Below are 22,987 nucleotides of genomic sequence, written 5' to 3'. Positions count from 1 at the left end.
GGTTCTTCAGAATGAGCACCCTTACCGCACCCCGCACAACCCGCACGCTGCGCCCCGGCATGGCCGCGCGGATCCTGGTCCTCCTGGTGGCCGCGGCGCTGACGCTCGGTCCCGTGCTGTGGACCCTGTCGACGTCGCTGAGGACACCCTCGGAATCGTTCAACCTTCCGCCGCAGTTCCTGCCGCTCAACCCCGACTTCACCTCCTACGTGGAGGTGTTCCAACAGGTGAACATGGTGCTCCTCGTGGTCAACAGTGCACTGGTCACGCTGCTGATCGCCGTCGGACAGATGGCGACGGCGGCGCTCGCCGGCTACGCCTTCGCCCGGTTGAGCTTCAAGGGCAAGAACGCGCTGTTCTCGGTGGTCCTGGCCACCATGATGGTCCCGGTGCAGGTCACGATCGTCCCGGTGTTCATGCTGATCCGCGGCATGGGCCTGTCCGATACCCTCCTCGCGCTGATCCTCCCCGCAATCCCCACCGCGTTCGGCACGTTCCTGATGCGCCAGTACTTCCTGGGCCTGCCGAATGACTTCGCGGAAGCCGCTGCGCTGGACGGCGCGTCGCCGTGGCGCACGTTCCGCTCGGTCTACGCGCCGCTGGCCGTGCCCGGAATGGCCATTGTGGGTATCCTCGCCTTCAACTTCCACTGGAACGAGTTCTTCAGGCCGCTGATCCTCACCATCTCGCAGGAGAACTACACCCTCCCGCTGGGCCTGGTCACGCTTCAGGGCAACCTCGGCACCGGCAGCATCTCCGTGGTCCTGGCCGGCGTCATCCTCTCCATGATCCCCGCCCTGGTGGTCTTCATCTTCGGCCAGCGCACCCTCCGCGAAGGCCTCACCGCCGGCGCAAGCAAGTAGCCGTCCCCTCTCCGAAGGAAACCGTGACTTCCCCAGAAACAGCCGCCGTCGTCGTCGACCGCGCCTTCCCCCTCCTGCACCCCCGCCCCAGCCAAGGCTGGCTGAACGACCCGAACGGGATCTGCTTCCGGAACGGGCGCTGGCACGTCTTCTTCCAGCACAACCCCGATTCCGCCCGGCATGACGCCATCACCTGGGGGCACGTCAGCTCTGCCGACCTGCTCCGCTGGGAAGCGGAACCGGTCGCGCTGAGGCCCCAGCCCGGCGGGCCGGATTCGGCGGGCTGCTGGTCGGGAGTGATGACCGACGACGGCGGCGTCCCCACCGCCGTCTACAGCGGAGTGCAGGACCACAGCGGCGCGTCACAGGTCACCCTTGCCCGCGGGTCCGCCGACCTGCGGCAGTGGCGCCAGGAGGGCGAGGTCGCCGCCGGCGTGCCGGCTGATCCGTCCGTGACCGCCGTCCGGGATCCCTTCCTCTTCACCTGGCACGGCACCCGCTACGCCATCCAGGGCGCGGGACTGGACGACGGACGCGGCGCGCTGCTCCTCTACGACGCCACGGGCCTCTCCGCCTGGAAGTACCTCGGGATCTGGCTGACCACGGCCCATCCCGCGGCCGCCGGCGCCCGGGCGAACATCTGGGAATGCCCGCAGCTGGTGGAGGTGGACGGCCGCTGGGTGCTGATCGTGTCCCTATGGAAGCACCGGGACAGCGCGCATCACCTCTCCGGTGTGGCCCACCTGATCGGATCAATGAACGACGACGGCGGCCGCCCGGTCTTCGCCCCGGAGGCCTGCGCGTCGACCGACGGCGGCCCCGATTTCTACGCACCGCAAGCCGTCCAGCTCGATGACCGGGTGATGCTGTGGGGCTGGTCCTGGGAGTCGCGGACGGAGGAGGAGTCCGATGCCGCCGGCTGGGCCGGCACGCTGACCTTCCCCCGCGAGCTCGGCGTCGTGAATGACGGGCTGGTGGTAAAGCCTGCGCGGGAACTGGTGGGTTACCGCCGTCGTGCCCTGGATTTCGGTGACGTCACTGCACTGCCGGCCGCCGCTGAAGCGGTGGTCACGCCGCGCGGTGAGGTGAGGGTGGTGCTTGCGCTGGTGTCGCCGTCGGGATCCCGCGAGGTGTATGCGGCGCAGTCATCGCGCGGTGTGCGAGTGCTGGTGGATGCGTCGATCGTCGAGGTCTACCGCGAGGGATCCACGGCGGTGACGCTGCGCGCGTATCCCGGACCGGACGAGACCTGGGAGCTGCGGGTTACCGGCGACGCCGCCGTCGAAGCCTGGGAACTCGGCTTGCCGTAAGGTTCCCGGCGCCGGCTGAGCCCCGCCCGCGCCTTGAAGCCGGTTCCCGGCTGCTCACGCCGCCGGCGCCGTGGACTGCCGGGTGATGAGGGGGCAGGGCACCAGCACGCGTTCGGTCCGGCGCTCGCCGCCCTCAAGTTCGTCGAGGACCCGGTTGACGGCGATGGCCCCGATCTCCGCGTGGGGGAGTGCGACCGTGGTCAGCGCCGGCACAAGGTTCGCGGCGACGTTCTGTTGATCGTCATAGCCGACCACCGAAAGCTGTTCCGGCACCCGGATCCCCGCGGATGCCGCGTACAGCAGGATGCCGGTGGCCACGCGGTCATTCGCGGCCAGGACCGCGGTGGGACGGTCCGGCTCCTGCAGGACAGATTCAGCTGCCTGGTAGCCCTGGTCGATGTCCCATCCGGTCACGACCACCTGCTGGTCGCGTGAGGACAGGCCAGCGTTCTCCATCGCCGCCCGGTAGCCCTGCTCGCGGAGCAGCGCGGCATGTTCATCGTCGCCGCCGAGAAGAGCGATCTGCCGGTGGCCGAGTTGCAAGAGCAGTTCGGTGGCGCGGCGGCTCCCGGTGACCTCGTCCGGTACGACGGCGGCGAGCCTGTCCTGCGGGTCGAAGCAGTTCGCCAGCGCTGCCGGCTGCGCCCGGAAGGGGTCGGTAGGGCTGTAGGGCTTGAGGCTGCCCGTGGCGTAGATCAACCCGTCCACCCGGCGGTGTTGGAGTGCGTCGATCGCCGGTTCATCACGTCCCGGGATGTGCTCGGTGTCAACCACCAGGATCATGTACCCGCGGGCAAGCGCCGCGTTGGTGGCACCACTGACAAGCCGTCCCGCGAAGGGGCTTGTCACGATTTCATCCGTGACGATACCCAGCGTTGCAGTCCGCTGATTGCGCAGGCTCACGGCCACCGGGTTGGGGAGGTAGTTGAGCTCCCTGGCGGCCGCGCGGATCCGTTCCTGGGCCTCCCTGGAAACGTTGCCCTTGATATTGCCGTTGAGGACCATGGACACCGCACTGCGGGAGACGCCGGCGACCTTCGCAACATCGAGTGCGGTTGCCTTGCGGGCTGTCATGGATCTCCCTCCGTCGACTCTCCGGCCAGTCTACCTAATACGTGTCAGTGCGACCCTTCCCGTTTCCGTCCCGCTTTCCCGCAGGCTTCGTGCATCGAGCGGGCACATATGACGCGCGCGCTTCACCAAAGGCGTCATAAGCGCCCGCTCGATCGAGGTTGGCGGGACCAATCAAGTCCACCTTGTGGATAAAAGAAGTTGCCGGCGTTTCGACGGCATGATGAAACAGGTGGAATCCTCATCCGTACCTCTTCCCAGTCGGTTCTCGTTCACGGTCGAGGAGGCTCTCGCGGGCGGATCGTCCTACAACCGCCTTCGCCGCTCCGACCTGACCACCCCGAGTCGGGGTGTCCGTCTGGTGAGGGCCTCAGGAGCCACGTTGCTGGACCGGGTTGCGCCACTGACCAGACTCGGCTGTCCTGACGCCGCGAGCCATACGACCGCGGCTCGGCTATGGGGGATCGTCCTGCCCTGGCGGGTTGAGAAGGATGACCGGCTGCACTTGAGTCGCTGGAGGGGAGACACTCGAGCCAGACGCCCAGCCGTTGTCGGGCATAGGACCCAACTCACCGCGCGTGACGTCGTCGAGGTCTACGGCGCCACGGTCACTTCCCCGGCATGGACGTGGACTGACTTGGCTCCCGCATTGTCGGTTGAGGAATTGGTAGCGGCGGGTGACTCCCTTTTGCGTCGTCCTGATGCTCCCCGGCGGTTGTGTGACCTCAACCTTCCCGATCCGTTATGCACGATGGCGGAGGTTGCCGAAGCAGTGGACCGGCGTCGCGGATCGCGGGGGGTAGTGCGCGCACGTGAAGCTCTGCCGTTGTTGAGGAGCGGAGTGGACTCCGGGCCTGAATCGCGGTTGCGTCTGCTGATCGTCGGTTCGGGTCTGCCGGAACCGGAGGTCAACCAGTGGATCCTGGACGCCAACGGACGGCGCGTTTCTCGGCCCGACTTGATGTACCGGGAGTTCTGCGTCGCTATCGAATATGAGGGAGAACATCATCTGGTCGACGCGAATCAGTGGCATAGCGACATAAACCGTGACGATCGGTTGCGGGTGATGGGCTGGACAGTCCTTCGGTTTACGAAAATGCACCTCCAGCCTGGTTCAGAGCGAGCGTCCATCGAACGGATCCGTGCGGCAATCCGGGCGTCTCAAGCATCGAGCGGGCACAAATAACAGTATTGGACGCTGGATTTGCGTCATAAGTGCCCACTCGATGATGGGTGGTGCAGGCCACCTCTTCCACTGGTCTTCGAGCACCGGTACGTTTGTTCGAACCCGTCAACGAAAGGTTGTGTCATGAGCGAGAACCCCACCAGCGACGAAATCGACGAGGGCGCGGAAGCTGACGCCAAACTGGAGCGCGACGCAGAGCAGAGCGCCGACGCCATCAAGGGAGACGGCTACGGCGGTCCCGCCCCCGAAAACGAGACAGGTGGGAACGAGCCGGACTAGCGAATGCGCCGGGGAAGCCGCAGTTGATCCTCAAGCTGCGCTGAGACCGTCAGGAGATTCGCCTCTGCGCTCGGCCTGCCGATGAGCTGGATGCTCATGGAGAGTCCGTCGGCGGTGGAGTACACCGGCACGGAGATGGCGGGGAGGCCGCATACGTTGACCATCGAGGTGTACGGCGAGTATTGGCACTGGCGCCGATAGTCGGTGTCCGCGTCAGCGTCCGTGTACCAGCCGATGGGGCGGGGCGTCATTCCGAGGGCGGGGGTGGCGATGAGATCGAAGGCGGAGTACTGCTCGATCGTGTCCTGTTCAAACTGCCGCAGAATGTCTACGGCGGTTGCCAGGTCCATTGCCGACCTGCCCTGGGCGCGACGCCGAAGGGTCCGCGCCAGCGGAGTGAGGCCGGCTTCCCGGGACGAGGGAATGCGCGCGGTGGCCAGCCCCGCGGTCCAGACCGTCTGGAACGCCTCGTGGTAGCGCGGATCGTAGCGGAGGTCTGCGCCCACAAGATCGTGCCCCACGTCGCCCAGGGCACGGAGGCCGGCATCGAAGGCTGCGCTTGCGTCGTGGTCGAGCCCGATGGGGAACGCCGCCGCGAAGGGTGACGCAGTGCTCACTCCGACGCGGAACCGCCCGGTTGCCCGGAGCGCCGCCTCAAGGAAAGGACCGTGGTCAGCAGCGCTGGTCGCATGGAAATTCGGTTCATCCACCATGGCGTCCAGCAAAAGGGCGGCATCCGCCGTGGTCCGGGCAAGGGGTCCAGCAACCACAAACTGGCCGAGATCGGTCTGCCCGGACCCGGAGGGAACCCGTCCCCGGTTTGGCTTGAGGCCGATGAGACCGGTGGCGGCAGCCGGGATCCGGACCGACCCGCCTCCGTCGGTGCCCGGCGCGAACGGAACCAGCCCCGCCGCAACCGCAGACGCACTGCCGCCCGAGGATCCCCCCGGGCTCAGTGAGACGTTCAGTGGATTGCGCGACGGCGGGGCAATCAGGTTTTCGCTGTAGCAGCTCAAACCGAACTCCGGAACCTGAGTCTTTCCAAGACTGATTGCTCCGGCCCGTCTCAGAACGGCCACCAGGGGAGAGTCCGCAGCCGCCACGGTGTGCTGCAGTGCGGCGCTGCCGTGGGTGGTCACCACGCCGACGACGTCGGTCAGGTCCTTGTGCGCGAGCGGCAGGCCATGGAGCGCAGGCAGGTCAACTCCCTTCGCCTGCCTGCGGTCTGCGGCGTCCGCCTCCTCCAGTGCGGTATCCGCGGTCACCGTGAGAAAGGCGCCCAACGCCGGATTCCGGCTGTCGATCCGCTCCAGGTAATGCGCGGTCAATTCCCGGGCGCTCAACTCCCCGCGCCGTAGCAGGTCCCGCTGTTCGAGCGCGGTCAGCTCATGAAGGGCACCCATTGCTGCCTTTCTCGCCGGGTCGGGTCGGTCCCACTATAGGCTTGGATCCGGTCGGTGAATCGGACGAGGAAAGGACGGGGCCGGCAATGAGCGAGAGCGAGAGCGTGTCCGTCAACGCGATCAGTGAGGATACCGCTGTGCTGGACGTGCGCGAGGACTATGAGTGGGAGGCCGGGCATATCAAGGGCGCCCTGCATATTCCCGTGGACCAGATCCCGGCGCGGCTCGACGAGCTGGATCCGGATGAGGATCTCCACGTCATCTGCCGCACGGGCGGACGTTCCTTCCGGGTGGCGGAGTGGCTGGTGGGCAACGGGTATTCGGCTGTGAACGTCCGTGGCGGAATGGATGCCTGGATCGAGGCTGCAAAGCCGATGGTCTCCGAAACCGGCGACGAACCGCGCGTCCTGTGACCTCCTACGCCTACCTCGGCCCTGCCGGAACCTTCACGGAGGCTGCGCTGCTGCAGGTCCCGGCCGCCGAAGAAGCCGAACGGGTGCCCGCCACGACGGTCAACGCCGCCCTCGACATGGTGCGTACCGGGCGCGTGAAAGCCGCGATGGTCCCGATCGAGAACTCGGTGGAGGGCGGCGTGTCAGCCACGCTCGACGCGATCGCCAACGGGGCCCCGCTGCGGATCATCCGCGAGGTGCTGGTGCCCGTCTCCTTCGTCCTGGTGGCCCGGCCAGATGTGGAGCTGGCGGACATCCGCTTTGTAGCCACCCACGGCCATGCATGGGCACAGTGCCGCGGCTGGACTGAGCAGAACATTCCAGCGGCGGAATACGTTCCGGCGTCGTCAACTGCTGCCGCAGCCCATGACCTGCTCGACGAAGGCGCAAGCCATGATGCGGCCATCTGCTCGCCTCTTGTGGCCAACCGCCTGGGGCTGCGCGTTCTTGCGAAACACATCGGGGACGTGGCCGACGCCGTGACCCGGTTCATCCTCGTGAGCAAGCCGGATACCCTCCCCGCCCGGACTGGAGCGGACAAGACCACCCTGGTGATCCCTCTTCCCGAAGACCACCCCGGCGCCCTGATGGAAATCCTCGATCAGTTCGCCGCGCGCGGGGTCAACCTCAGCAGGATCGAATCCCGGCCCACTGGCCTGTTCCTCGGCGACTACTTCTTCAGCATCGACGCCGATGGACATGTAACCGATGCGCGCGTTGCGGATGCGCTTCAGGGCCTGCACCGGATCAGCCCGGGATTACGCTTCCTCGGCTCCTATGCGCGAGCGGACCGGCGCGAGTACGAGGTGGCCCGCCACACCTCTGACGAGGCATTCGCGGCGGCCCGGGAATGGGTCGATTCACTTCGGCATTCCCCCACACCCGACGCCGAAGACATAGGCTAGCCCTTTCCTACAGCTCCAACCCCAGGAGGCGGCGTGCCACGACTTCGGCGCAGTGACTGCAACAAGCCCGGGTACACGCGCAGCCGCCACGGCAAGGGGTTCAGCTACCGAAACCAGCAGGGTCAACCGCTGGAACGGGACGATCTCAAGCGCGTCAAGGAATTGGTGATTCCTCCGGCGTGGCAGGAGGTCTGGATAAGTCCATACCCCAACGGGCATATACAGGCGGTGGGCACCGACGACGCCGGCCGGCGCCAGTACATCTACCATGCCGCCTGGCGGGAGAAGAAGGACCGGGAGAAATTCGACCGCGCACTCGATTTCGGTGAACGCCTCCCGAGTGCCCGGCGGGTCATCACCCAGCACTTGCGCAGCAACGGCAGCGGGCGGGAACGTGCCTTCGCTGCCGCGCTGCGCATTGTCGACTCCGGCGCGCTGCGGATCGGTTCAGCCCAGTACGCCGCACAGAACGGCTCGTTCGGCGTCACCACGCTGCGGGTGGAGCATGTCACCCTCAGTGGTCCGGTCATCACCCTCGGTTTCCCGGGAAAGAGCGGCCAGCAGTGGGACACCACCATTGAGGACCCCGACCTGGCCGCTGCCCTGCGCCCGATGGTGCGCCGGGAGGATGGCGACACGATGCTGGCATACCGGGCGGCGGACGGGTCCTGGCATTCCGTCGAAGCCTCCCAGCTCAACGAGTTCCTTCGCCAGGTCACCGGTGGCGGGTTTACCGCCAAGGATTTCCGCACCTGGCAGGCAACCGTCGTCGCCGCCATGGAGCTCGCGCGCCTGGACCTGAAGGCCACCAGCCGCACTGCACGGCAGAAGGCAATTGCGGCGACCATGCGTTCAGTGGCCGAGCATCTGGGCAACACGCCGGCCATAGCCCGCAGCTCCTACGTGGACCCGCGCCTGGTGGACCGCTTCATGTCCGGGGAGGTCATCCCGGTGGCAAGTTACTCTGCCTCCGAGAAGGCTGTTCGCGAGCTGCTTAAAGCCTAGGAATCCTTTCCCCCGCGGCGGTCGCTAAGTAGGCTGATGGTGAGCGCCCGGCCAGTGGCGCGACCCCTTGATGAAAGGCAGGCACCATGAGCGAGCAGCCACACAACAGTGAGGTCAACCCGAACAAGGGTGACGGATCAACCTCAGACCCGAACTGGCACGGTGACGCCGGCGACCAGGCGAATGACCTGCGTTTCGCGGAGGAGCAGCAGCTGATCAACAGCCAGGCGCAGAATGACGAGTCGACCGCTGATCCGACGGGTGGAGTCACCGGAGGGTACACCGGCGCCCAGCGTGCGGATGGCGTGGGTGAATACACCGAGGGGGCCGGGCAGGTTGACGAAGGTGAGTACACCGACGTGGACGGCACCACCGATCTCGATTCAGCTGTCGAGGGAGAGTACACCGATGCCGACTCCGTTCCCTCGCTTCAGGAAGGTGGAGATGACACGGAGGGTACCCAGCGTCCCTAGCCTTCCACGGACGCGCTGAACATTCCTGCTGATGGCCCGGTTGCCCTTCCCGGTACCCGGGCCATCAGTGCGCCCGAGACCACGGTGACCGTGAGCGAGGTGACGTCGCCGGAGATGTCCCCGTCCAATTGGGTTCCCGTTGCTTCGGAAACGCGCACCTCCACGTGCCTGGCCCGGTGGTAGGTGATGACGGGGATCGGCCCGGGGTGGCGGAAGAGTATCTGCACCGCAACCCACAACCAGCCGAGAATGCTGCGCGGGCTGGCGATGACCACGTCGAGATACCCGTCATCGATTGCGGCGTCCGGAACTATCGTGATGCCGCCGGGCAACCTGGCGCAGTTGGCGAAGAGGACACTGTGCACCTTGCGCGTCTGCGCCGGGCCGCCGTCAATGCTGATCGACATTTTCTGCCGCTTCCCGGGCAGGCTCCGCATTCCCGCCTCGCTATAGGCGAGCCAGCCGAACTTCTTTTTGAGCGTGTCCTTGGTGGCAGCCACCACCACCGCATCGAGCCCGACGCCGCCCATCACCAGAAAGGTGTGGTCTCCGGACACGCCGGTCCGCTCGTTGCGCAGTTCAGCCCGGCCCATGTCGATCCGGCGGACGGCGCCGTGCAGGGCCTGGCGCACACTGCGCGGCACGTCATTGACCGCGATGCCGAGGTTGCGCGCCAACAGGTTGCCGGTGCCCAGGGGCAACAGCGCAAGGGCCGTATTGCTGTGGACCAGGGCAGCTGCCACCGCGCGGACGGTGCCGTCGCCGCCGGCGGCGATGACGACGTCGTACCCCTCCTCCACAGCGCGCCTTGCCTGTGCGGTACCGGGTTCGGCAACCGTGGTCTCCAGTACCATCGGCGGGTCCCAACCGGCATCGGAACAGGCCTGCTCCACCTGTTCGCGCGCAAGCGCCGCACTCAGCTTGACCGGATTCAGCACCAGCGCAACCCGCTGGTGCCCCGCCGCCGCAGGCGCCGCCGGACGGGGTTCCTCCCACCGGAGGGACCGTTCCCGGCGCAGCTTCCGTAGGCCCCACCAGCTGAACGCTGACGCGGCTGCGGCCACAACCGCAAGGGCGACGATGATCCACTCAAGGGGCATGATTTCCCCAGACTATCCCTCCGTGGGTGGGTGCGGGCGTGGAGATCAGATTCGGTACTCTTGGGGAGTGATCGACGTAAACGAGCTCCGCGGCAATCCTGAAAAGTTCCGTCTTTCCCAGCGTGCGCGCAAGGCAGATGAATCTCTGGTGGATGCGATCATCGCGGCCGATTCCCGGCGCCGGGAATCCGTGACCCGCGCCGAGGCACTGCGGGCGGAGCAGAACGCTTTCAGCAAGCGGGTTGCCAAGGCCCAGGGGGATGACCGGCAGGCGCTTCTTGCCGAGGTCAAGGAACTGGCGGCGTCGGTGAAGACCGCCGCAGCGGAGGCTGAAGGAGCAAAGTCCGAGGCTGATGCCCTGCTGCGCCGGCTGCCGAACGCCATCCTCGACGGCGTACCTGCGGGCGGTGAAGAGGACTTCGTTGTCGTCAAGACCGTGGGGGAGCCCCGGCAGTTCAACGATTTTGAACCGCGGGACCACCTCGAAATCGGTGAGCTGATCGGCGCCATCGACATGGAACGCGGCGCCAAGGTGTCCGGGTCGCGGTTCTACTTCCTCAAGGGCATGGGTGCACGGCTTGAGCTGGCGCTGCTGAACATGGCCATGGACCAGGCAGTCGCAGCAGGGTTCACACCGATGATCACGCCCACGCTCGTTCGGCCGGAGACCATGCAGGGCACCGGATTCGACATTGCCCACGACGCGGAGATCTACCGCCTCCCCGAAGATGATCTGTACCTGACCGGCACATCCGAGGTGGCGCTCGCCGGATACCACTCGGATGAAATCCTGGACCTCTCCGCCGGGCCCCTCCGGTATGCGGGATGGTCCTCCTGCTACCGGCGGGAGGCGGGCTCGCACGGCAAGGACACCCGCGGCATCATCCGCGTCCACCAGTTCAACAAGGTGGAGATGTTCACCTACACCACCGTGGAGGAGTCCTACGCGGAGCACGAGCGCATGCTGGCGTGGGAAGAGGAGATGCTGGCCAAGGTCGAGCTGCCCTACCGGGTCATCGACACGGCGGCGGGCGATCTCGGCATGTCGGCCGCACGCAAGTTCGACTGCGAGGCGTGGGTGCCCACCCAGAATGCGTACCGTGAACTGACGTCCACCTCGAACTGCACCGGTTTCCAGGCCCGCCGGCTCAACATCCGTGAGCGGGTGGATGGCGCAAAGGGCACCCGTGCGGTCGCAACCCTCAACGGGACGCTCGCCACCACGCGGTGGATTGTCGCGATCCTCGAACACCACCAGAACCCCGACGGGTCGGTCACCGTTCCCGCTGCGCTGCGGCCGTACCTGGGGGGTCTGGAGGTTCTTCCCGTCCTTCAGACATAGGGTGGCGGCCCCGCAGCCGTAACCTTCCGTTGGCCCAGCTGTGACCAAAAACCTACCCGCGGTTACCGGGTTTCTGGTTCACTTGAACGATGACAACTACATTTCCCGCTGGCATCGATGACCAGCAGCAGACAACACGAAAACTTGTTGCACTTGACGTTGACGGCACCCTGGTGGACCACGAGGGACAAATGTCGGAGGAGGTCCGCTCAGCGGCCAGCGCCGTCGTCGAGGGCGGCCATGAAGTAGTGATCGCGACCGGCAGGTCCCTTGGTGCAACCCTGCCCATCATCGAGAAAATCGGGCTCACCCGCGGACATGCCGTGTGCTCCAACGGGGGCGTCACCCTACGGATTGACGTGGATGAGCTTGAGGACGGCTACGAGATCATCAACCGGGTGGTATTCGACCCGCGGCCGGCACTGGTGGCGCTGAGAAAGAGCCTTCCCACAGCGAAGTTTGCCCTCGAGGACGATCAGGGGCGCTTCCTCTCCACCGAACGCTTCCAGGACGCGAGTTTCGGGGCGGAGGCGGAAAGCGTCGGTTTCGACCGCATGCTTGAGGCCCGTGCGGTGCGCGTGGTGGTCTTCAGCACCGACAGCACGGCAGAGGAGTTCGGCGAAGCTGTCGAGTCGATCGGCCTGCACGGGGTCACCTACTCGGTGGGCTGGACCGCGTGGCTGGACATCGCGGCGGCCGGCGTCACCAAGGCCAGCGCGCTGGAACTCGTGCGGCGCAGGTGCGGTATTGACCCCGCCCAGACCGTCGCTATCGGTGATGGCCGCAATGACATCGAGATGCTCACCTGGGCAGCGCGGGGAGTGGCCATGGGTCAGGCGCCCGATGAGGTCATGACGGCCGCCACGGAGGTCACGGCGTCGGTGTACGACGACGGCGCAGCCAAGATCCTCCGTTCCCTCACCCGGGCGGGGCAAGAAGAACGCTAGCCGCTTCTGGCAGCGGTTCCGCGCTGCATTCTATCCAGCGCCTGCCTACCCGCTGGTAACCCCGTCATTTGCAGCCGCCCGCCTCACGGCGGGCGGCTTTGCTGTGCCCTTCGAAAAGCCCCGGATTGAATCTGCTGGTCCGGCCGCTCTAGCCCTCGGCGAATAATTCCGGTAACTTAACGGAACCGAAACAAAATGTATACAAAATCGGTGCCCAAGCTCTGATTGTATGTAAAGCACTGTCGCTCACATCAAAGGAACACCATGCCCGTCCAGCACCCCCACCCTTCCCCGCGCCCTAAAGCGCGCCTGATCCGCCGCAGCGCGCTCGTCCCGGTCATGGCGCTCGGCCTTGCCGTCAGCGCTTGCCAGGCACCGCAGACCACTGCCGAAGCTCCGCAGGGAGACGACGTTGTCTCCGCGCCCATCGGCGACAAGACCATCGTCGAGGGCGGCGACCTCGTGATGGCGCTCTCCGCAGAGCCCGACCGGCTCGACCCGACCACGTCATCGTCGCTGTACACCCGTTATGTCATGCAGACCATGTGCCAGAAGCTCTACGATATCGATGCGAACGGCGAAATAATCCCGCAGCTCGCCACTGAGCTCCCCGAGGTCTCCGAAGACGGCCTGACGGTGCGTATCCCTGTCCGTGATGACGCACAGTTCGCCGACGGTACTCCGTTCAATGCCGAAGCTGTGGCCCAGACCATCGACCGCGGCGTCAACCTTGAGGGATCCTCGCGGAAGAGCGAGCTCGGTCCGATCGAGAAGGTCGTCGCTGTGGACGACACCACGGTGGAGGTGACGTACGCCGAGCCTTTTGCGCCGCTCACCGCCGCACTGGCTGACCGCGCGGGCATGATCCTTTCGCCCAAGGCACTCGAGGAAAAGGGCGAGGCCTTCGGCGACAGCCCTGTCTGCGTGGGCCCGTTCAAGTTCGTCGAGCGCGTCCCGCAGACCTCCATCAAGGTCGAGCGCGATCCCCTCTATTACGACGCCGAGAACGTGCACCTCGACACCATCACCTACCGCATCATCACCGATTCGAACATCCGCGCCGCAAACCTGCGCTCGGGGGATGTCCAGGTGGCGGACACCATCTCCACCCAGGACGTGGATGAGCTCATGAGCCAGGAGGGCGTCAACGTGCTGCAGGTCGGCTCGCTCGGCTACCAGGCGATGACCATCAACCTCGGCAACACCGACGGCGTCGGCACGCCGCCCGGCGTCATCGACACCCCAATCGCCACCGACCCGAATATCCGTATGGCGCTGTCCATGTCGATCGACCGCGAAGCGCTGGTGCAGTCCGTGTTCGGCGGCTATAACGAGACGGCGTGCTCCCCGATCTCCCCGGCAAGCCCGTTCACCAGCGAGGCCAGCGAGGCCTGCCCCGAGTATGATCCCGAGGCGGCCAAGTCGATGCTGGAGGATGCCGGCGTGGAAATGCCCTACAAGATCACCATGCAGGTGACAAACAACCCGGACACCATCCGCTTCGCCCAGGCCCTGCAGGCCGCGGTAGCAGACGGCGGTTTCGAGATCGAGATCCTTCCCGTTGAATACTCGACCCTGCTCGATGTCCAGAGCCGCGGTGACTTCGAGGCCCTCCAGCTCGGCTGGTCCGGCCGGATCGACCCGCATGGCAACATGTTCAACTTCCTCTCGACCGGTGGTGGCAACAACTACTCGGGCTACAGCAATCCCGAGGTGGATGAGCTGATGACCGAGTCGGCGCAGTCGAATGACATCGCCGAACGAGCCGACCTCTACGGCCAGGCGGTTGCCCAGATCCAGGAAGATAACCCGATCATCTACCTGTACCGCCAGCGCAACATCACGGCCCACACCACCGACGTTGCCGGTGTCGAAACCTTCGCCGACGGCGTGGTTCACCTCAGCAACGCGGCATTCGTCGAAGCGGAATAAGCGCACCCATCATGCTCAACTACCTCGCCACACGTCTGTGGCAGTCAATCGTCACGCTCATCCTCGCCTCGATGGTGGTGTTCTTCGGAGTGCGTCAGCTCCCGGGTGACCCAGCGCTTGCGATGGCGGGGGAAGAAGCAACTCCCGAGCGGCTCGCGGCAATCCGCGAGCAGCTCGGGCTCAACGAATCGATCATCACCCAGTACGTGAAGTTCGTCGGCAACATGGTCCGCGGCGACTTCGGCCAGTCCACCCGGACCGGCGCCCAGGTCACAGACCTCGTCGCCGCCACCCTCCCCGTCACCCTCTGGCTGTCGGCGTACGCAATCGTGGTCGCCGTCATCGTGGGCGTACTGCTCGGAGTCATTGCCGAACGGTTCCGGGGGCGCTGGCCGGAGTGGATGGCCAACGCCCTTGCGCTGATCGGGTTGTCCGTGCCGAACTTCTGGCTCGGGATCCTCGCCATTCTGTACCTGGCAGTGGCCTTCGGCCTGTTCCCGGCGTCGGGCTACGTTCCGATCTCACGGGATCCGTTCCAGGGTATCTACCACCTGACCCTGCCGGCGATCATCCTCGGCACCTCCCTGGCGGCCGTGATCATGCGGCAGACGCGGGCGTCGATGATCGAGACCATGAAGACGGACTTCGTCAGGACGGCCCGGGCAAAGGGCCTGAGCCGGCCGCGTGTTCTCTTCCGCTACGGACTGAGAAACTCCTTGATCGTGGTGGTTACGATCATCGGCCTGCAGCTCGGCGGCCTCATCTCGGGGGCGGTCGTCACGGAGCGGATCTTCGCGCTTCCCGGCTTCGGGAAGCTCACGCTTGACGCTGTCTTCACCCGTGACTATCCCGTCATCCAGGCCGTGGTGCTGCTCATCACCGTCGGTTACATCCTGATCAACCTTGCCGTGGACATCCTGTACTCGGTCATTAATCCGCGGATCCGCGTGGGAGGAAAAAGCTGATGACCGTCGTAGAAATCCGCAATCCCGGACTCGGCTCAGCACGGGGCCGCATCTGGCGTTCACTGCTGCGAAGCCCGCTCGGGCTGACCGGCGGCGTGATGCTCGCGATTGTCATGGTCCTCGGGCTCATCGCGCCACTGATCGCACCCTACGGACCCGCAGAGGTGCACTTCGACGCACCGTTCCAGGCTCCCGGAACAATCGGTTATATTCTCGGCACCGATGATCTGGGCCGGGACATTTTTTCCCGCATGCTCTTCGGCATCCAGGTGTCCCTGCAGGTGGGGTTCCTGTCGGTGCTGCTCGCCGTGGCGGTGGGAACTCCGCTGGGACTCCTTGCCGGTTACTGGCGCGGACTGGACGGCATCATCTCCCGGCTCACCGACGTGACGCTCGCGTTTCCGTTCCTCATTATCGCCGTCGGCCTCTCCGCAATCAGCGGACCAAGTCTCACCAACGCGGCAATCGCACTGGGAATCGCCCAGATTCCTACGATGATCCGGGTGGTTCGCGGTGAGACGCTGCGTATCAGGGAGACGGACTTTGTGCTGGGTGCGAAGACCATGGACGCCTCAGGTGTCCGCATTATCTTCTCCCACATCCTCCCGAACGCGGTGTCCGCGATCATCGTGCAGGCAACCGTCATCATGCCTGTTGCGGTGATCGGCGAGGCGCTGCTCTCCTTCCTCGGCCTCGGCATCCAGCCGCCCACGCCGAGCCTCGGAATCATGCTCTCGGACGCCCAGCAGTACATCTCGCGGGCCCCGACAGCAGCGATCTTCCCGGGCCTCGCCATCGTGCTCATCTGCCTGGGGTTCAACCTGTTCGGAGATGCACTGCGCGATGCCCTCGATCCCACCAATGCCAGCAGAAAGTAATCCAGTGAGCCTTCCAACCGCCGATGCACCGGCCCTGTTGTCAGTGCGCGGGCTTGAAGTGACGTTCGGGGAAAACCCGGAACCGGTGCTGCACAGCGTAAGTTTCGACATCCGCCCGGGGGAGCGCGTTGCCATTGTGGGGCAGTCCGGCTCGGGGAAATCCACCATTATCGGTTCGATCCTCCGCCTGCTGCCCGGCGACGGGCACATCACCGGCGGATCGATCCTCCTCGACGGCGAGGACCTCAGCAGGGCATCCGAGCAGCGCATGCGCAGCATACGGGGTCGGCGGATCGCGCTGGTGCCGCAGGATCCGGCCTCCAACCTGAATCCATCCATGCGCGTCGGCGCGCAGATCGCTGATGCCCTGGCGGCAAGCGGGAGCCGTAGCAAGGCGGAGATCGATCGGCGCGTGCTTGAGCTGATGACCGAGGCCGGCATTCCGGAAGCGGAACGTCGGGCCAAACAGTACCCCCACGAATTTTCCGGAGGCATGCGCCAGCGGGTGCTCATTGCCATTGCACTTTCTCGCGAGCCGGAACTCCTGATCGCCGACGAGCCCACGTCAGCCCTCGACGTGACCGTCCAGCGGCAGATCCTCAACCACCTGCAGACCCTCGTGGATGCGCACGGCACCTCCCTGCTGTTCATCACCCACGATCTCGGCGTCGCAGCAGACCGCACCGACCGGATCATCGTCATGTCCGAGGGCCGGATCGTGGAGGTGGGAACGCCCGCCGAGATCCTGCTCAGCCCACAGGAGGAGTACACCAAGCGGCTGGTGGCAGCGGCACCCACGGCGGTTGCGGCGGTGCGTGTTGCCTCGGCCAGTTCCGCAGTGAAGCCAGGGCCGATCCTTGAGGTGTCGCACCTCGTGAAGGAATTCAAGATCCGCGGCCAGCGCGGCAGCATCCTCAAAGCAGTGGACGACGTCTCCTTCTCCGTGGAGCGTGGGACAACCACGGCGATCGTGGGTGAGTCCGGCTCAGGGAAGACAACGGTCGCGAGGATCATCCTCGGCCTGGAATCGGCCACGTCGGGTACCGCCCTGGTGGATGGGGAGGGCATCACCTCGAGCCGGGGACGGCAGCGGCGGGCCCTCCGGCGCAGGGTGCAGCCGGTCTTTCAGGACCCGTACGGATCACTCGACCCGACCTACAGCATCGAGAAGCTGATCGATGAGCCGCTGCGCATCTTCAAGGTGGGCGACCGGCGGAGCCGGCAGGAACGCGTTGCCGAGCTCCTCGACCAGGTTGCCCTCCCGCGCACCGTCGCCCAGCGCCGCCCGAATGAGCTTTCGGGCGGCCAACGTCAGCGGGTAGCAATCGCGCGGGCACTGGCACTCCACCCGGAGCTCCTGATCTGCGACGAAGCGGTGTCGGCCCTTGATGTGCTGGTGCAGGAGCAGATCCTCACCCTGCTGGCCGACCTGCAGACAGAGCTTGGGCTCAGCTACCTGTTCATTACCCACGACCTCGCGGTGGTGCGCCAGATCGCCCACAATGTGGTGGTCATGAAGCGGGGCAGGGTGATGGAGCAGGGGGCAACCAATACAGTGTTCGAGTCGCCGTCGTCCGATTACACCCGGGAGCTGCTCAGCGCTATCCCGGGCGCCTCGCTCGTGGGGTGAACCCCGCAGGCGCTAGTAGGCCAGTGCGGCCGGCGGCAGCGCCGCCGGTCCGTACACCAGGCCGAGGAGGCGTGCGGCTGCGGGCCGCGTGGCCCACTCCTCCACCCAGTGCGAGCGGATGACGGCCTTGCTGACCGCCTGGGTGGTGATGCCCAGTTCCTGGGCGATCAGTTTCTGCTGACCCCGGGCGCCCGGGGTCATGAGATCGAGTACGTTCCACTCCGCCTCGGTCCGGGTGTAGACGATCTGCCCCAGGAGTCGCAGGACGGCCTCGGCTTCGGCGGCAATCTCCGTGTCCGGTCCCTCGACGGCCAGCGGGATCCGCTCGCCCGTCTTCTGTGCGCGGTTCACTGCCCTGCGTGAGTACACCAGCCCGTACCCCTCGGCGTCGGTGATCCGTTCGGGGATGGGCGGAAGTACCTCGCCGACGCCGATTCCCACGTGCCAGCGCCGGAACCGGATCGCCTTCAACGCCACATCAACGGCCAGCGCGGCGCTGTCCACGACGCCCTGCAGTTCATCCCCGACGGACCGCTGGAACGGCAGAACAGTGTCGACAAACCGGAATTCACGCAGCAGTTCGGGCACCAGGTCGCCCACCTCGCGTGAGTCGCGCTGGTTGATGGTCACCACGAACAGCATGACCTCAGTATGACTGAGGGAGGAGCGGAATCAACCGATTTACGTTGATTCGGCGGGGGCGTCCACCACGGACTGCAGGGCAGCGCGCAGCGAAGACGCAGAAACGCCGGTGACGGTGAACGTCACAGCGCCGCTCGCCTTCTCCGCGGTGAGAGTCTTCACCGAGTCCGGCGCCGAATAGACGGTGAGGTTGGTGAAGGTCTCGGGACCGCCGGACGCCCCGGTGTAGACGGTGACGGCCCGGCTCTGCGCCAGGAGCGGCGCTCCGGCCTCCTCAAACGTTGCCTGCTCCAGCACCACGGGACTACTGTCAGCGGCGGCGCAGTTCTCCGGGTCACCGAGGACGGCAAGGCGCTCAGCCAGCCGGGAGGCCGGGTAGACCACAAAGGCGTGGATGCCGCCGTCGTTCACTTCCTCCTCGAGCACCGATTCGTCGTGGAGGTAGGCAAACAGCCAGTGCCGCCCCGCCTGCGAGGTCCGCTGCCCGGTAACAATGCGACTCGCTGTGCGGCGCAGGGTCATGATGCCGGTGACGCGCTCATTCGCGTTGAGCCGGGTGGGCTCGTTGTACCCCTCCTCCACAACGGGGAACGCGATGCCCTTGGACATGAGGCTGCGCAGGGCCACCGTTGCGGCCAGATACTTCTGCTCCTCATGCTTCTCAAGGAAGGGCAGCGCCACGAACTGCTCGCGCTCAATTCCGTCGAGCGCCACAATTTCCTCGTCGGTCAGTGTGGGCAGGCCCTGGCTCTCCTCAGGAGTGAGGGCAAGAACCTTGCGCGCGCTCTCAAGGTCACGGGTGGTCCACTCGATCGGCTGTGCGGTCACGAGAACAATCCTCCAATTGATCCGATCGGATCCTCAACAAAATCTCCGACGCCCTCAGTCACACTATCGGCCAGATCGGTGGCGCCCTCCCAGGCATCTCCCGCAAAGTCGGTGGTGGCATCCCACGTGTTCGACGACCACTGCGTGATGTTGTCCCAGTTGTCGTAGACGTAGTTTCCGAGTGCCCAGGCGCCCGCTGCGAGACCGGCACCCACGACGACGGCGGCCCCCACCGGTCCCAGCGCGCCGGCCGCGAGAAGCAGCGTACCGCCCGAGGTGAAGGCGCCCACCCCGCCGGCCAGTCGGTCGCCGACGCCGCGCCACCCCTCGTGTTCAGGATTGAACACATCGTGGATACCCCCGGCAATGCCGAGCGGAGCGAGCAGCGGCCCGGCGAAGCGGGACCACTTGGTGAGCTTTGAGCTCTCGTCCAGGAACTCGGTGGCCAGCGAGATGTTCCGCATGTCGGTGAGGTCGAGGATCCTCGCGTTGGCGAGGAACTGCTCGGCATTGCGCAGGAACTTGAACGGCTTCCACGCGTCGGCACCGAAGCCGATCACCTCGCCCAAAGCCTCGAAAATGGAGAAGTCCTCATCCGGGGTGTGCCCCGCAGGCCGGCCGGGAAGACCCGGCCCGGAGGGAGAACCGCCGATGGCGCCGGAGCCGGCGTCACTCGTTGCCTCCTGCTGCCGCGCTTGCTCCAGCAGTTCCCGTGACCCCCGGTCCAGCGTGTTGGCGGCAAGCAGAATCGCCATCTGGTGGCTGTCCCAGGAAGCACGCAGCGCATCCGCGTCCGGACCCAGCCACCCTGTATTGCTGATGACACCCACGCTCAGGGTGGAGCGTATGCCGCGAAGCGTCTCGGCCGAGGAGGAGAAACGCTCGGCAAGGCTTTCCAGCTGTTCGACGTTGGCGCCGAGAGTTTCCGACATGGGGGCCCTTTGCTGAGACTGGTGCTACAGCACCCGAACCTACCGGGACTGCATCCTGCTGTGCCATGGGCAGGGCTCCCCATGAACCGGAGGTGCCGGTTGCTACCGGGAGCGCACATCCGCTACGACATAGTGGCGGGCACGGGAGACGTTGGGTGCGAATCCCGGCGATCCGCTGAACAGGCTTCCCAGCATGACAATCAGGGTCACGGGCCAGAACAGGGCGAGGAGCAGCGTGCGCCAGGCACTCTGGAAGGGCCCCATCGGCTTGCCGTCCAGGAAGCGCAGGTTGCGGACCCCCGCCGCTTTTGCGCCGAGGGTCCGTGAGAATCCGGTGACGAAGCCGTAGCCCAGGGCACTGAGCGCATACGCACCGGGCAGCACGATGCCGGCGCCGGACTCGCTGGATACGCCCGCGGTGTCCAGCGCGATGGCCAGGACAAAGAACAGCACCACGAACAGCGCCAGGATCACTACGACGTCGAGTGCATACTTGCCCATCCGCTGCCCGCCCGTGGCTTCGACATAGGGCGTACCGTCAGCGAGCCGGCCCCCGCGCCGGGCGGGCATGGGCTTCTGTCCGGTCGATGAGTTCACGGGAGAGCGGCTATCGGCCCTGCGGTTCCACGTCTGCGTTTTCGGCGTCGGCGTCAACGGCGCGGCCCTGCGGCTCATCCTCTTCACTGGGTTCGCCGAGTGCCTCAAACCGCTTCAGCGACGCCTGGACTTCGGCTTCCGCAGCCTCTCGGCCCTCCCAGTCAGCGGCTTCCACCCACTTGCCGGGCTCCAGGTCCTTGTACTTGCGGAAGAAGTGCTCGATTTCATCTAGCAGGAACTTGGAGACATCCCCGAGGTCCTGGATGTGGTCAAAGCGCGGGTCAGCCGGGACGCAGAGCACCTTCGCATCGCCGCCGCCGTCATCAACCATGTTGAAGACACCGATGGGGCGTGATTCGACCAGGACGCCGGGGATCAGGTCGAAGTCCTGCAGCATCACCAGCGCATCCAGGGGATCGCCGTCCTCGCCGAGGGTGTTCTCGAAGTAGCCGTAGTGCGTGGGGTACTGCATGGAGGTGAACAGCACGCGGTCCAGGCGGAGGCGGTGCGTTTCGTGGTCGATTTCATACTTGACCCGTGATCCCTTGGGGATCTCGATGGTGACGTCGAGCGTTATGGCCATGTGGGACTCCTGCAGTCAGCTGGTAGCAAGCGGATGGAACCTTCGGTGGGCTGCGGCGCGAGAGATCAGTTGAGGAACTCGCCATGCCGGGCCCCGATCTACTCTTAAAGATATAGGCCGCCGCCGACATCATCGATTCGTGACCTCAGGCGGTCACCGATCCAGTTTCCGCCGAGGGGGCCCATGAAGCGCAGCGCCAGGGTGTTCACCGCCTTCCTGCTTGCCCTGGCACTCGGCGTGCTGGCGGTCCCCTTCGGCCTCCACTACGGGCCGCAGGTTGCCGGGCTCATTGCGCCTCCTGTCGACGCGGAACCGGAAATACCGGCCATTCAGCAGGCTCCCGACGGCATCGCGGCGCCTGCCCTTGTCAGCGGGCTTGATGCGCGGGCGCCGGTCCCGGTGCCGGAGGTTCTTGCTCCGCTGCTGACTGCAGCGCTGGAGGTGCCGGGCGGTACGCCGGTTGCCGGCGTCGTTCTGGATGCCCTGAGCGGTGAGGTGCTCTTTGACCAGTCAGGCAGCGAACCGCAGCTCCCGGCGTCGAACATCAAGATCCTCACCGCCACGGCCGCGATGGCAAAGCTTGATCCAGAATCGCGGCTGACCACGTCCGTCCTCGCGGGGGGCGCAGGTGCGGAGGGTGTGCTGGTGCTTCGCGGGGGAGGGGATGTGCTGCTGGGATCCGGCCGGTCCGATCCCGACAGCGTGGTGGGCCACGCGGGGCTGACCTCGCTCGCTGAACAGGCCGCTGCAGAGCTCGACGGCGGCGCTGCCTACCGCCTCGTCCTCGACGATTCGCTCTTTGTCGGTGATGTCCTGAACCCCAGCTGGCAGCCGGGTGACGTGGACGCGGGGGAGATCGCGCCGATCTACCCCCTTGCAATCAATTCCTCCTGGGTCGATGAGTCCGGGCAGTCCGGGGCCAGGGCTCCCGACGCCGCCCTGGCTGCCGCGGCCTCGTTCCGGGAGGCACTGATCGCAGCCGGCGTCCAGGTCCAGGAGGGCATCGAGCGGATGCCCGCCGGGAAAGACGCCGTGGAGCTGGCGGCCGTGCAGTCGGCCACCATTGAGGAGCAGGTCGAACATATGCTCCTCACCTCGGACAACTACCTGGCCGAGGTGCTCGCACGGCTGGCTGCTGAGGCGAGCGGCAAACCGGCGTCTTTCGGCGGCGGACTCGAAACCATCGCCGAGGTCATCACGGGCCTTGGCGTGCCGGTGGACGGACTGGTGCTGGGCGATGCCGCAGGACTGTCGCCGCGCAACCGCGTCTCCCCACGCCAGCTCGCCGACGTGGTGCGCACCCTGCTCCGCTCCGACAACCGGGCCCTGCGACACGTGCTTCACGGACTTCCGGTGGCCGGCCTTTCCGGGACGCTGGGGGACCGCTATGACGACGACGCCGCGCCCACCTTCGCCGGCGCCGGCGTGGTCCGCGCGAAGACGGGAACCCTCAACGCGGTAACGGCCCTGACCGGCCACGTGGTGTCGGCGGACGGCCGCCTGCTGGTGTTCTCCTTCATTGCCGGCGGTCTGGACGGGACCACAGAGCCGGCGCGTGAGGCGGTCGACGCGGCAGCGGCCGTCCTCGCAACCTGCGGCTGCCGCTGACCCCGGCACACTACAGGCCCCCGCGCGCATCCGGGCGGCCTCCCAGACTAGTGTGA

Annotated in this window: 23 protein-coding genes; 15 read left to right on the top strand and 8 right to left on the bottom strand. The window is 66.0% G+C overall.

Annotated features, from left to right (window positions below; genetic code table 11):
* Positions 1-11: 11 nt before the first annotated feature.
* Positions 12-863, top strand: a complete 852-nt coding sequence (locus BLS52_RS09595) for a carbohydrate ABC transporter permease (protein ID WP_425425032.1) — start codon at positions 12-14, stop codon at positions 861-863.
* Between the two features lie 23 nt (positions 864-886).
* Positions 887-2,173, top strand: a complete 1,287-nt coding sequence (locus BLS52_RS09590) for a glycoside hydrolase family 32 protein (RefSeq protein ID WP_090586289.1) — start codon at positions 887-889, stop codon at positions 2,171-2,173.
* A gap of 54 nt (positions 2,174-2,227) precedes the next feature.
* On the opposite strand, the gene BLS52_RS09585 is transcribed toward BLS52_RS09590, so the two are convergent.
* Positions 2,228-3,247: a LacI family DNA-binding transcriptional regulator gene (locus BLS52_RS09585; protein ID WP_090586287.1), complete on the bottom strand. Its 1,020-nt coding sequence runs from the start codon at positions 3,245-3,247 to the stop codon at positions 2,228-2,230.
* 838 nt (positions 3,248-4,085) lie between these two features.
* Here BLS52_RS09585 and BLS52_RS09580 point away from each other — a divergent pair.
* Positions 4,086-4,430, top strand: coding sequence for a DUF559 domain-containing protein (locus tag BLS52_RS09580; protein ID WP_090586285.1), 345 nt, complete (start codon positions 4,086-4,088; stop codon positions 4,428-4,430).
* 123 nt (positions 4,431-4,553) lie between these two features.
* Positions 4,554-4,709 (top strand): hypothetical protein, encoded by a 156-nt coding sequence (locus BLS52_RS18510; RefSeq protein WP_175460137.1) that lies wholly within the window; start codon positions 4,554-4,556, stop codon positions 4,707-4,709.
* Here BLS52_RS18510 and BLS52_RS09575 read toward each other — a convergent pair.
* Positions 4,706-6,112: an amidase gene (locus BLS52_RS09575; protein ID WP_090586283.1), complete on the bottom strand. Its 1,407-nt coding sequence runs from the start codon at positions 6,110-6,112 to the stop codon at positions 4,706-4,708. The two genes, BLS52_RS18510 and BLS52_RS09575, sit on opposite strands and share 4 nt — an antisense overlap.
* Positions 6,113-6,198: 86 nt before the next feature.
* Between BLS52_RS09575 and BLS52_RS09570 the strand changes: the two genes are divergently transcribed.
* From BLS52_RS09570 to BLS52_RS09555, 4 genes are all read left to right on the top strand, one after another.
* Positions 6,199-6,525: a rhodanese-like domain-containing protein gene (locus BLS52_RS09570; RefSeq protein WP_090586281.1), complete on the top strand. Its 327-nt coding sequence runs from the start codon at positions 6,199-6,201 to the stop codon at positions 6,523-6,525.
* Positions 6,522-7,469 (top strand): prephenate dehydratase, encoded by a 948-nt coding sequence (gene pheA, locus BLS52_RS09565; protein WP_090586279.1) that lies wholly within the window; start codon positions 6,522-6,524, stop codon positions 7,467-7,469. Before BLS52_RS09570 ends, pheA begins: the two co-directional genes overlap by 4 nt.
* 33 nt (positions 7,470-7,502) lie before the next feature.
* The gene (locus BLS52_RS09560) at positions 7,503-8,474 is read left to right on the top strand and encodes a DNA topoisomerase IB (protein WP_090586276.1); all 972 of its coding nucleotides are present in this window, start codon (positions 7,503-7,505) and stop codon (positions 8,472-8,474) included.
* An 86-nt stretch (positions 8,475-8,560) separates the two neighbouring features.
* Positions 8,561-8,947, top strand: coding sequence for a hypothetical protein (locus BLS52_RS09555; RefSeq protein ID WP_090586275.1), 387 nt, complete (start codon positions 8,561-8,563; stop codon positions 8,945-8,947).
* On the opposite strand, the gene BLS52_RS09550 is transcribed toward BLS52_RS09555, so the two are convergent.
* Positions 8,944-10,047 carry a diacylglycerol/lipid kinase family protein gene (locus BLS52_RS09550; RefSeq protein ID WP_090586273.1) on the bottom strand — a complete coding sequence of 368 codons (1,104 nt, stop codon included), beginning with the start codon at positions 10,045-10,047 and terminating at the stop codon, positions 8,944-8,946. The two genes, BLS52_RS09555 and BLS52_RS09550, sit on opposite strands and share 4 nt — an antisense overlap.
* A 67-nt stretch (positions 10,048-10,114) precedes the next feature.
* On the opposite strand from BLS52_RS09550, the gene serS reads away from it, so the two are divergent.
* From serS to BLS52_RS09520, 6 genes are all read left to right on the top strand, one after another.
* On the top strand, positions 10,115-11,389 hold the full coding sequence (gene serS, locus BLS52_RS09545) for a serine--tRNA ligase (protein WP_090586272.1): 1,275 nt from the start codon (positions 10,115-10,117) through the stop codon (positions 11,387-11,389).
* A gap of 89 nt (positions 11,390-11,478) precedes the next feature.
* Complete coding sequence (locus BLS52_RS09540) at positions 11,479-12,336, top strand: HAD family hydrolase (RefSeq protein WP_090586269.1); 858 nt, start codon at positions 11,479-11,481, stop codon at positions 12,334-12,336.
* Positions 12,337-12,600: 264 nt separating this feature from the next.
* The gene (locus BLS52_RS09535; RefSeq protein WP_245702778.1) at positions 12,601-14,268 is read left to right on the top strand and encodes an ABC transporter substrate-binding protein; all 1,668 of its coding nucleotides are present in this window, start codon (positions 12,601-12,603) and stop codon (positions 14,266-14,268) included.
* A gap of 11 nt (positions 14,269-14,279) precedes the next feature.
* On the top strand, positions 14,280-15,233 hold the full coding sequence (locus BLS52_RS09530) for an ABC transporter permease (RefSeq protein WP_090586267.1): 954 nt from the start codon (positions 14,280-14,282) through the stop codon (positions 15,231-15,233).
* A complete protein-coding gene (locus BLS52_RS09525) occupies positions 15,233-16,111 on the top strand; it encodes an ABC transporter permease (protein ID WP_090586264.1) in 879 nt (292 codons plus the stop codon). Before BLS52_RS09530 ends, BLS52_RS09525 begins: the two co-directional genes overlap by 1 nt.
* On the top strand, positions 16,095-17,741 hold the full coding sequence (locus BLS52_RS09520; RefSeq protein ID WP_090586261.1) for a dipeptide ABC transporter ATP-binding protein: 1,647 nt from the start codon (positions 16,095-16,097) through the stop codon (positions 17,739-17,741). Before BLS52_RS09525 ends, BLS52_RS09520 begins: the two co-directional genes overlap by 17 nt.
* A 12-nt stretch (positions 17,742-17,753) precedes the next feature.
* On the opposite strand, the gene BLS52_RS09515 is transcribed toward BLS52_RS09520, so the two are convergent.
* The 5 genes from BLS52_RS09515 to BLS52_RS09495 form a co-directional block, all read right to left on the bottom strand.
* On the bottom strand, positions 17,754-18,380 hold the full coding sequence (locus BLS52_RS09515; protein WP_090586485.1) for a hypothetical protein: 627 nt from the start codon (positions 18,378-18,380) through the stop codon (positions 17,754-17,756).
* Positions 18,381-18,422: 42 nt separating this feature from the next.
* On the bottom strand, positions 18,423-19,211 hold the full coding sequence (locus BLS52_RS09510) for a hypothetical protein (RefSeq protein ID WP_090586259.1): 789 nt from the start codon (positions 19,209-19,211) through the stop codon (positions 18,423-18,425).
* On the bottom strand, positions 19,208-20,143 hold the full coding sequence (locus BLS52_RS09505; RefSeq protein ID WP_090586257.1) for a hypothetical protein: 936 nt from the start codon (positions 20,141-20,143) through the stop codon (positions 19,208-19,210). Before BLS52_RS09505 ends, BLS52_RS09510 begins: the two co-directional genes overlap by 4 nt.
* 102 nt (positions 20,144-20,245) lie before the next feature.
* Entirely contained in the window at positions 20,246-20,740 is a 495-nt protein-coding gene (locus BLS52_RS09500; protein ID WP_175460136.1) for an RDD family protein, read from the bottom strand.
* Between the two features lie 10 nt (positions 20,741-20,750).
* Positions 20,751-21,323, bottom strand: a complete 573-nt coding sequence (locus tag BLS52_RS09495; RefSeq protein WP_035778149.1) for an inorganic diphosphatase — start codon at positions 21,321-21,323, stop codon at positions 20,751-20,753.
* 183 nt (positions 21,324-21,506) lie between these two features.
* On the opposite strand from BLS52_RS09495, the gene dacB reads away from it, so the two are divergent.
* Complete coding sequence (dacB, locus tag BLS52_RS09490; RefSeq protein WP_090586253.1) at positions 21,507-22,931, top strand: D-alanyl-D-alanine carboxypeptidase/D-alanyl-D-alanine endopeptidase; 1,425 nt, start codon at positions 21,507-21,509, stop codon at positions 22,929-22,931.
* The last annotated feature ends 56 nt before the right edge of the window (positions 22,932-22,987 follow it).

It is taken from the genome of Arthrobacter subterraneus, from assembly GCF_900099735.1.
Taxonomy (GTDB): domain Bacteria; phylum Actinomycetota; class Actinomycetes; order Actinomycetales; family Micrococcaceae; genus Arthrobacter_D; species Arthrobacter_D subterraneus.
This window is presented reverse-complemented; position numbering and strand designations above follow the sequence as displayed.

Coding starts and splice junctions, on each gene's coding strand:
- BLS52_RS09535 (WP_245702778.1), top strand. CDS start 12,601: ATGCCCGTCCAGCACCCCCACCCTTCCCCGCGCCCTAAAGCGCGCCTG.
- BLS52_RS09595 (WP_425425032.1), top strand. CDS start 12: ATGAGCACCCTTACCGCACCCCGCACAACCCGCACGCTGCGCCCCGGC.
- BLS52_RS18510 (WP_175460137.1), top strand. CDS start 4,554: ATGAGCGAGAACCCCACCAGCGACGAAATCGACGAGGGCGCGGAAGCT.
- dacB (WP_090586253.1), top strand. CDS start 21,507: ATGAAGCGCAGCGCCAGGGTGTTCACCGCCTTCCTGCTTGCCCTGGCA.
- BLS52_RS09550 (WP_090586273.1), bottom strand. CDS start 10,047: ATGCCCCTTGAGTGGATCATCGTCGCCCTTGCGGTTGTGGCCGCAGCC.
- BLS52_RS09540 (WP_090586269.1), top strand. CDS start 11,479: ATGACAACTACATTTCCCGCTGGCATCGATGACCAGCAGCAGACAACA.
- BLS52_RS09495 (WP_035778149.1), bottom strand. CDS start 21,323: ATGGCCATAACGCTCGACGTCACCATCGAGATCCCCAAGGGATCACGG.
- BLS52_RS09575 (WP_090586283.1), bottom strand. CDS start 6,112: ATGGGTGCCCTTCATGAGCTGACCGCGCTCGAACAGCGGGACCTGCTA.
- BLS52_RS09505 (WP_090586257.1), bottom strand. CDS start 20,143: ATGTCGGAAACTCTCGGCGCCAACGTCGAACAGCTGGAAAGCCTTGCC.
- BLS52_RS09570 (WP_090586281.1), top strand. CDS start 6,199: ATGAGCGAGAGCGAGAGCGTGTCCGTCAACGCGATCAGTGAGGATACC.
- BLS52_RS09525 (WP_090586264.1), top strand. CDS start 15,233: ATGACCGTCGTAGAAATCCGCAATCCCGGACTCGGCTCAGCACGGGGC.
- BLS52_RS09555 (WP_090586275.1), top strand. CDS start 8,561: ATGAGCGAGCAGCCACACAACAGTGAGGTCAACCCGAACAAGGGTGAC.
- BLS52_RS09530 (WP_090586267.1), top strand. CDS start 14,280: ATGCTCAACTACCTCGCCACACGTCTGTGGCAGTCAATCGTCACGCTC.
- BLS52_RS09585 (WP_090586287.1), bottom strand. CDS start 3,247: ATGACAGCCCGCAAGGCAACCGCACTCGATGTTGCGAAGGTCGCCGGC.
- BLS52_RS09520 (WP_090586261.1), top strand. CDS start 16,095: ATGCCAGCAGAAAGTAATCCAGTGAGCCTTCCAACCGCCGATGCACCG.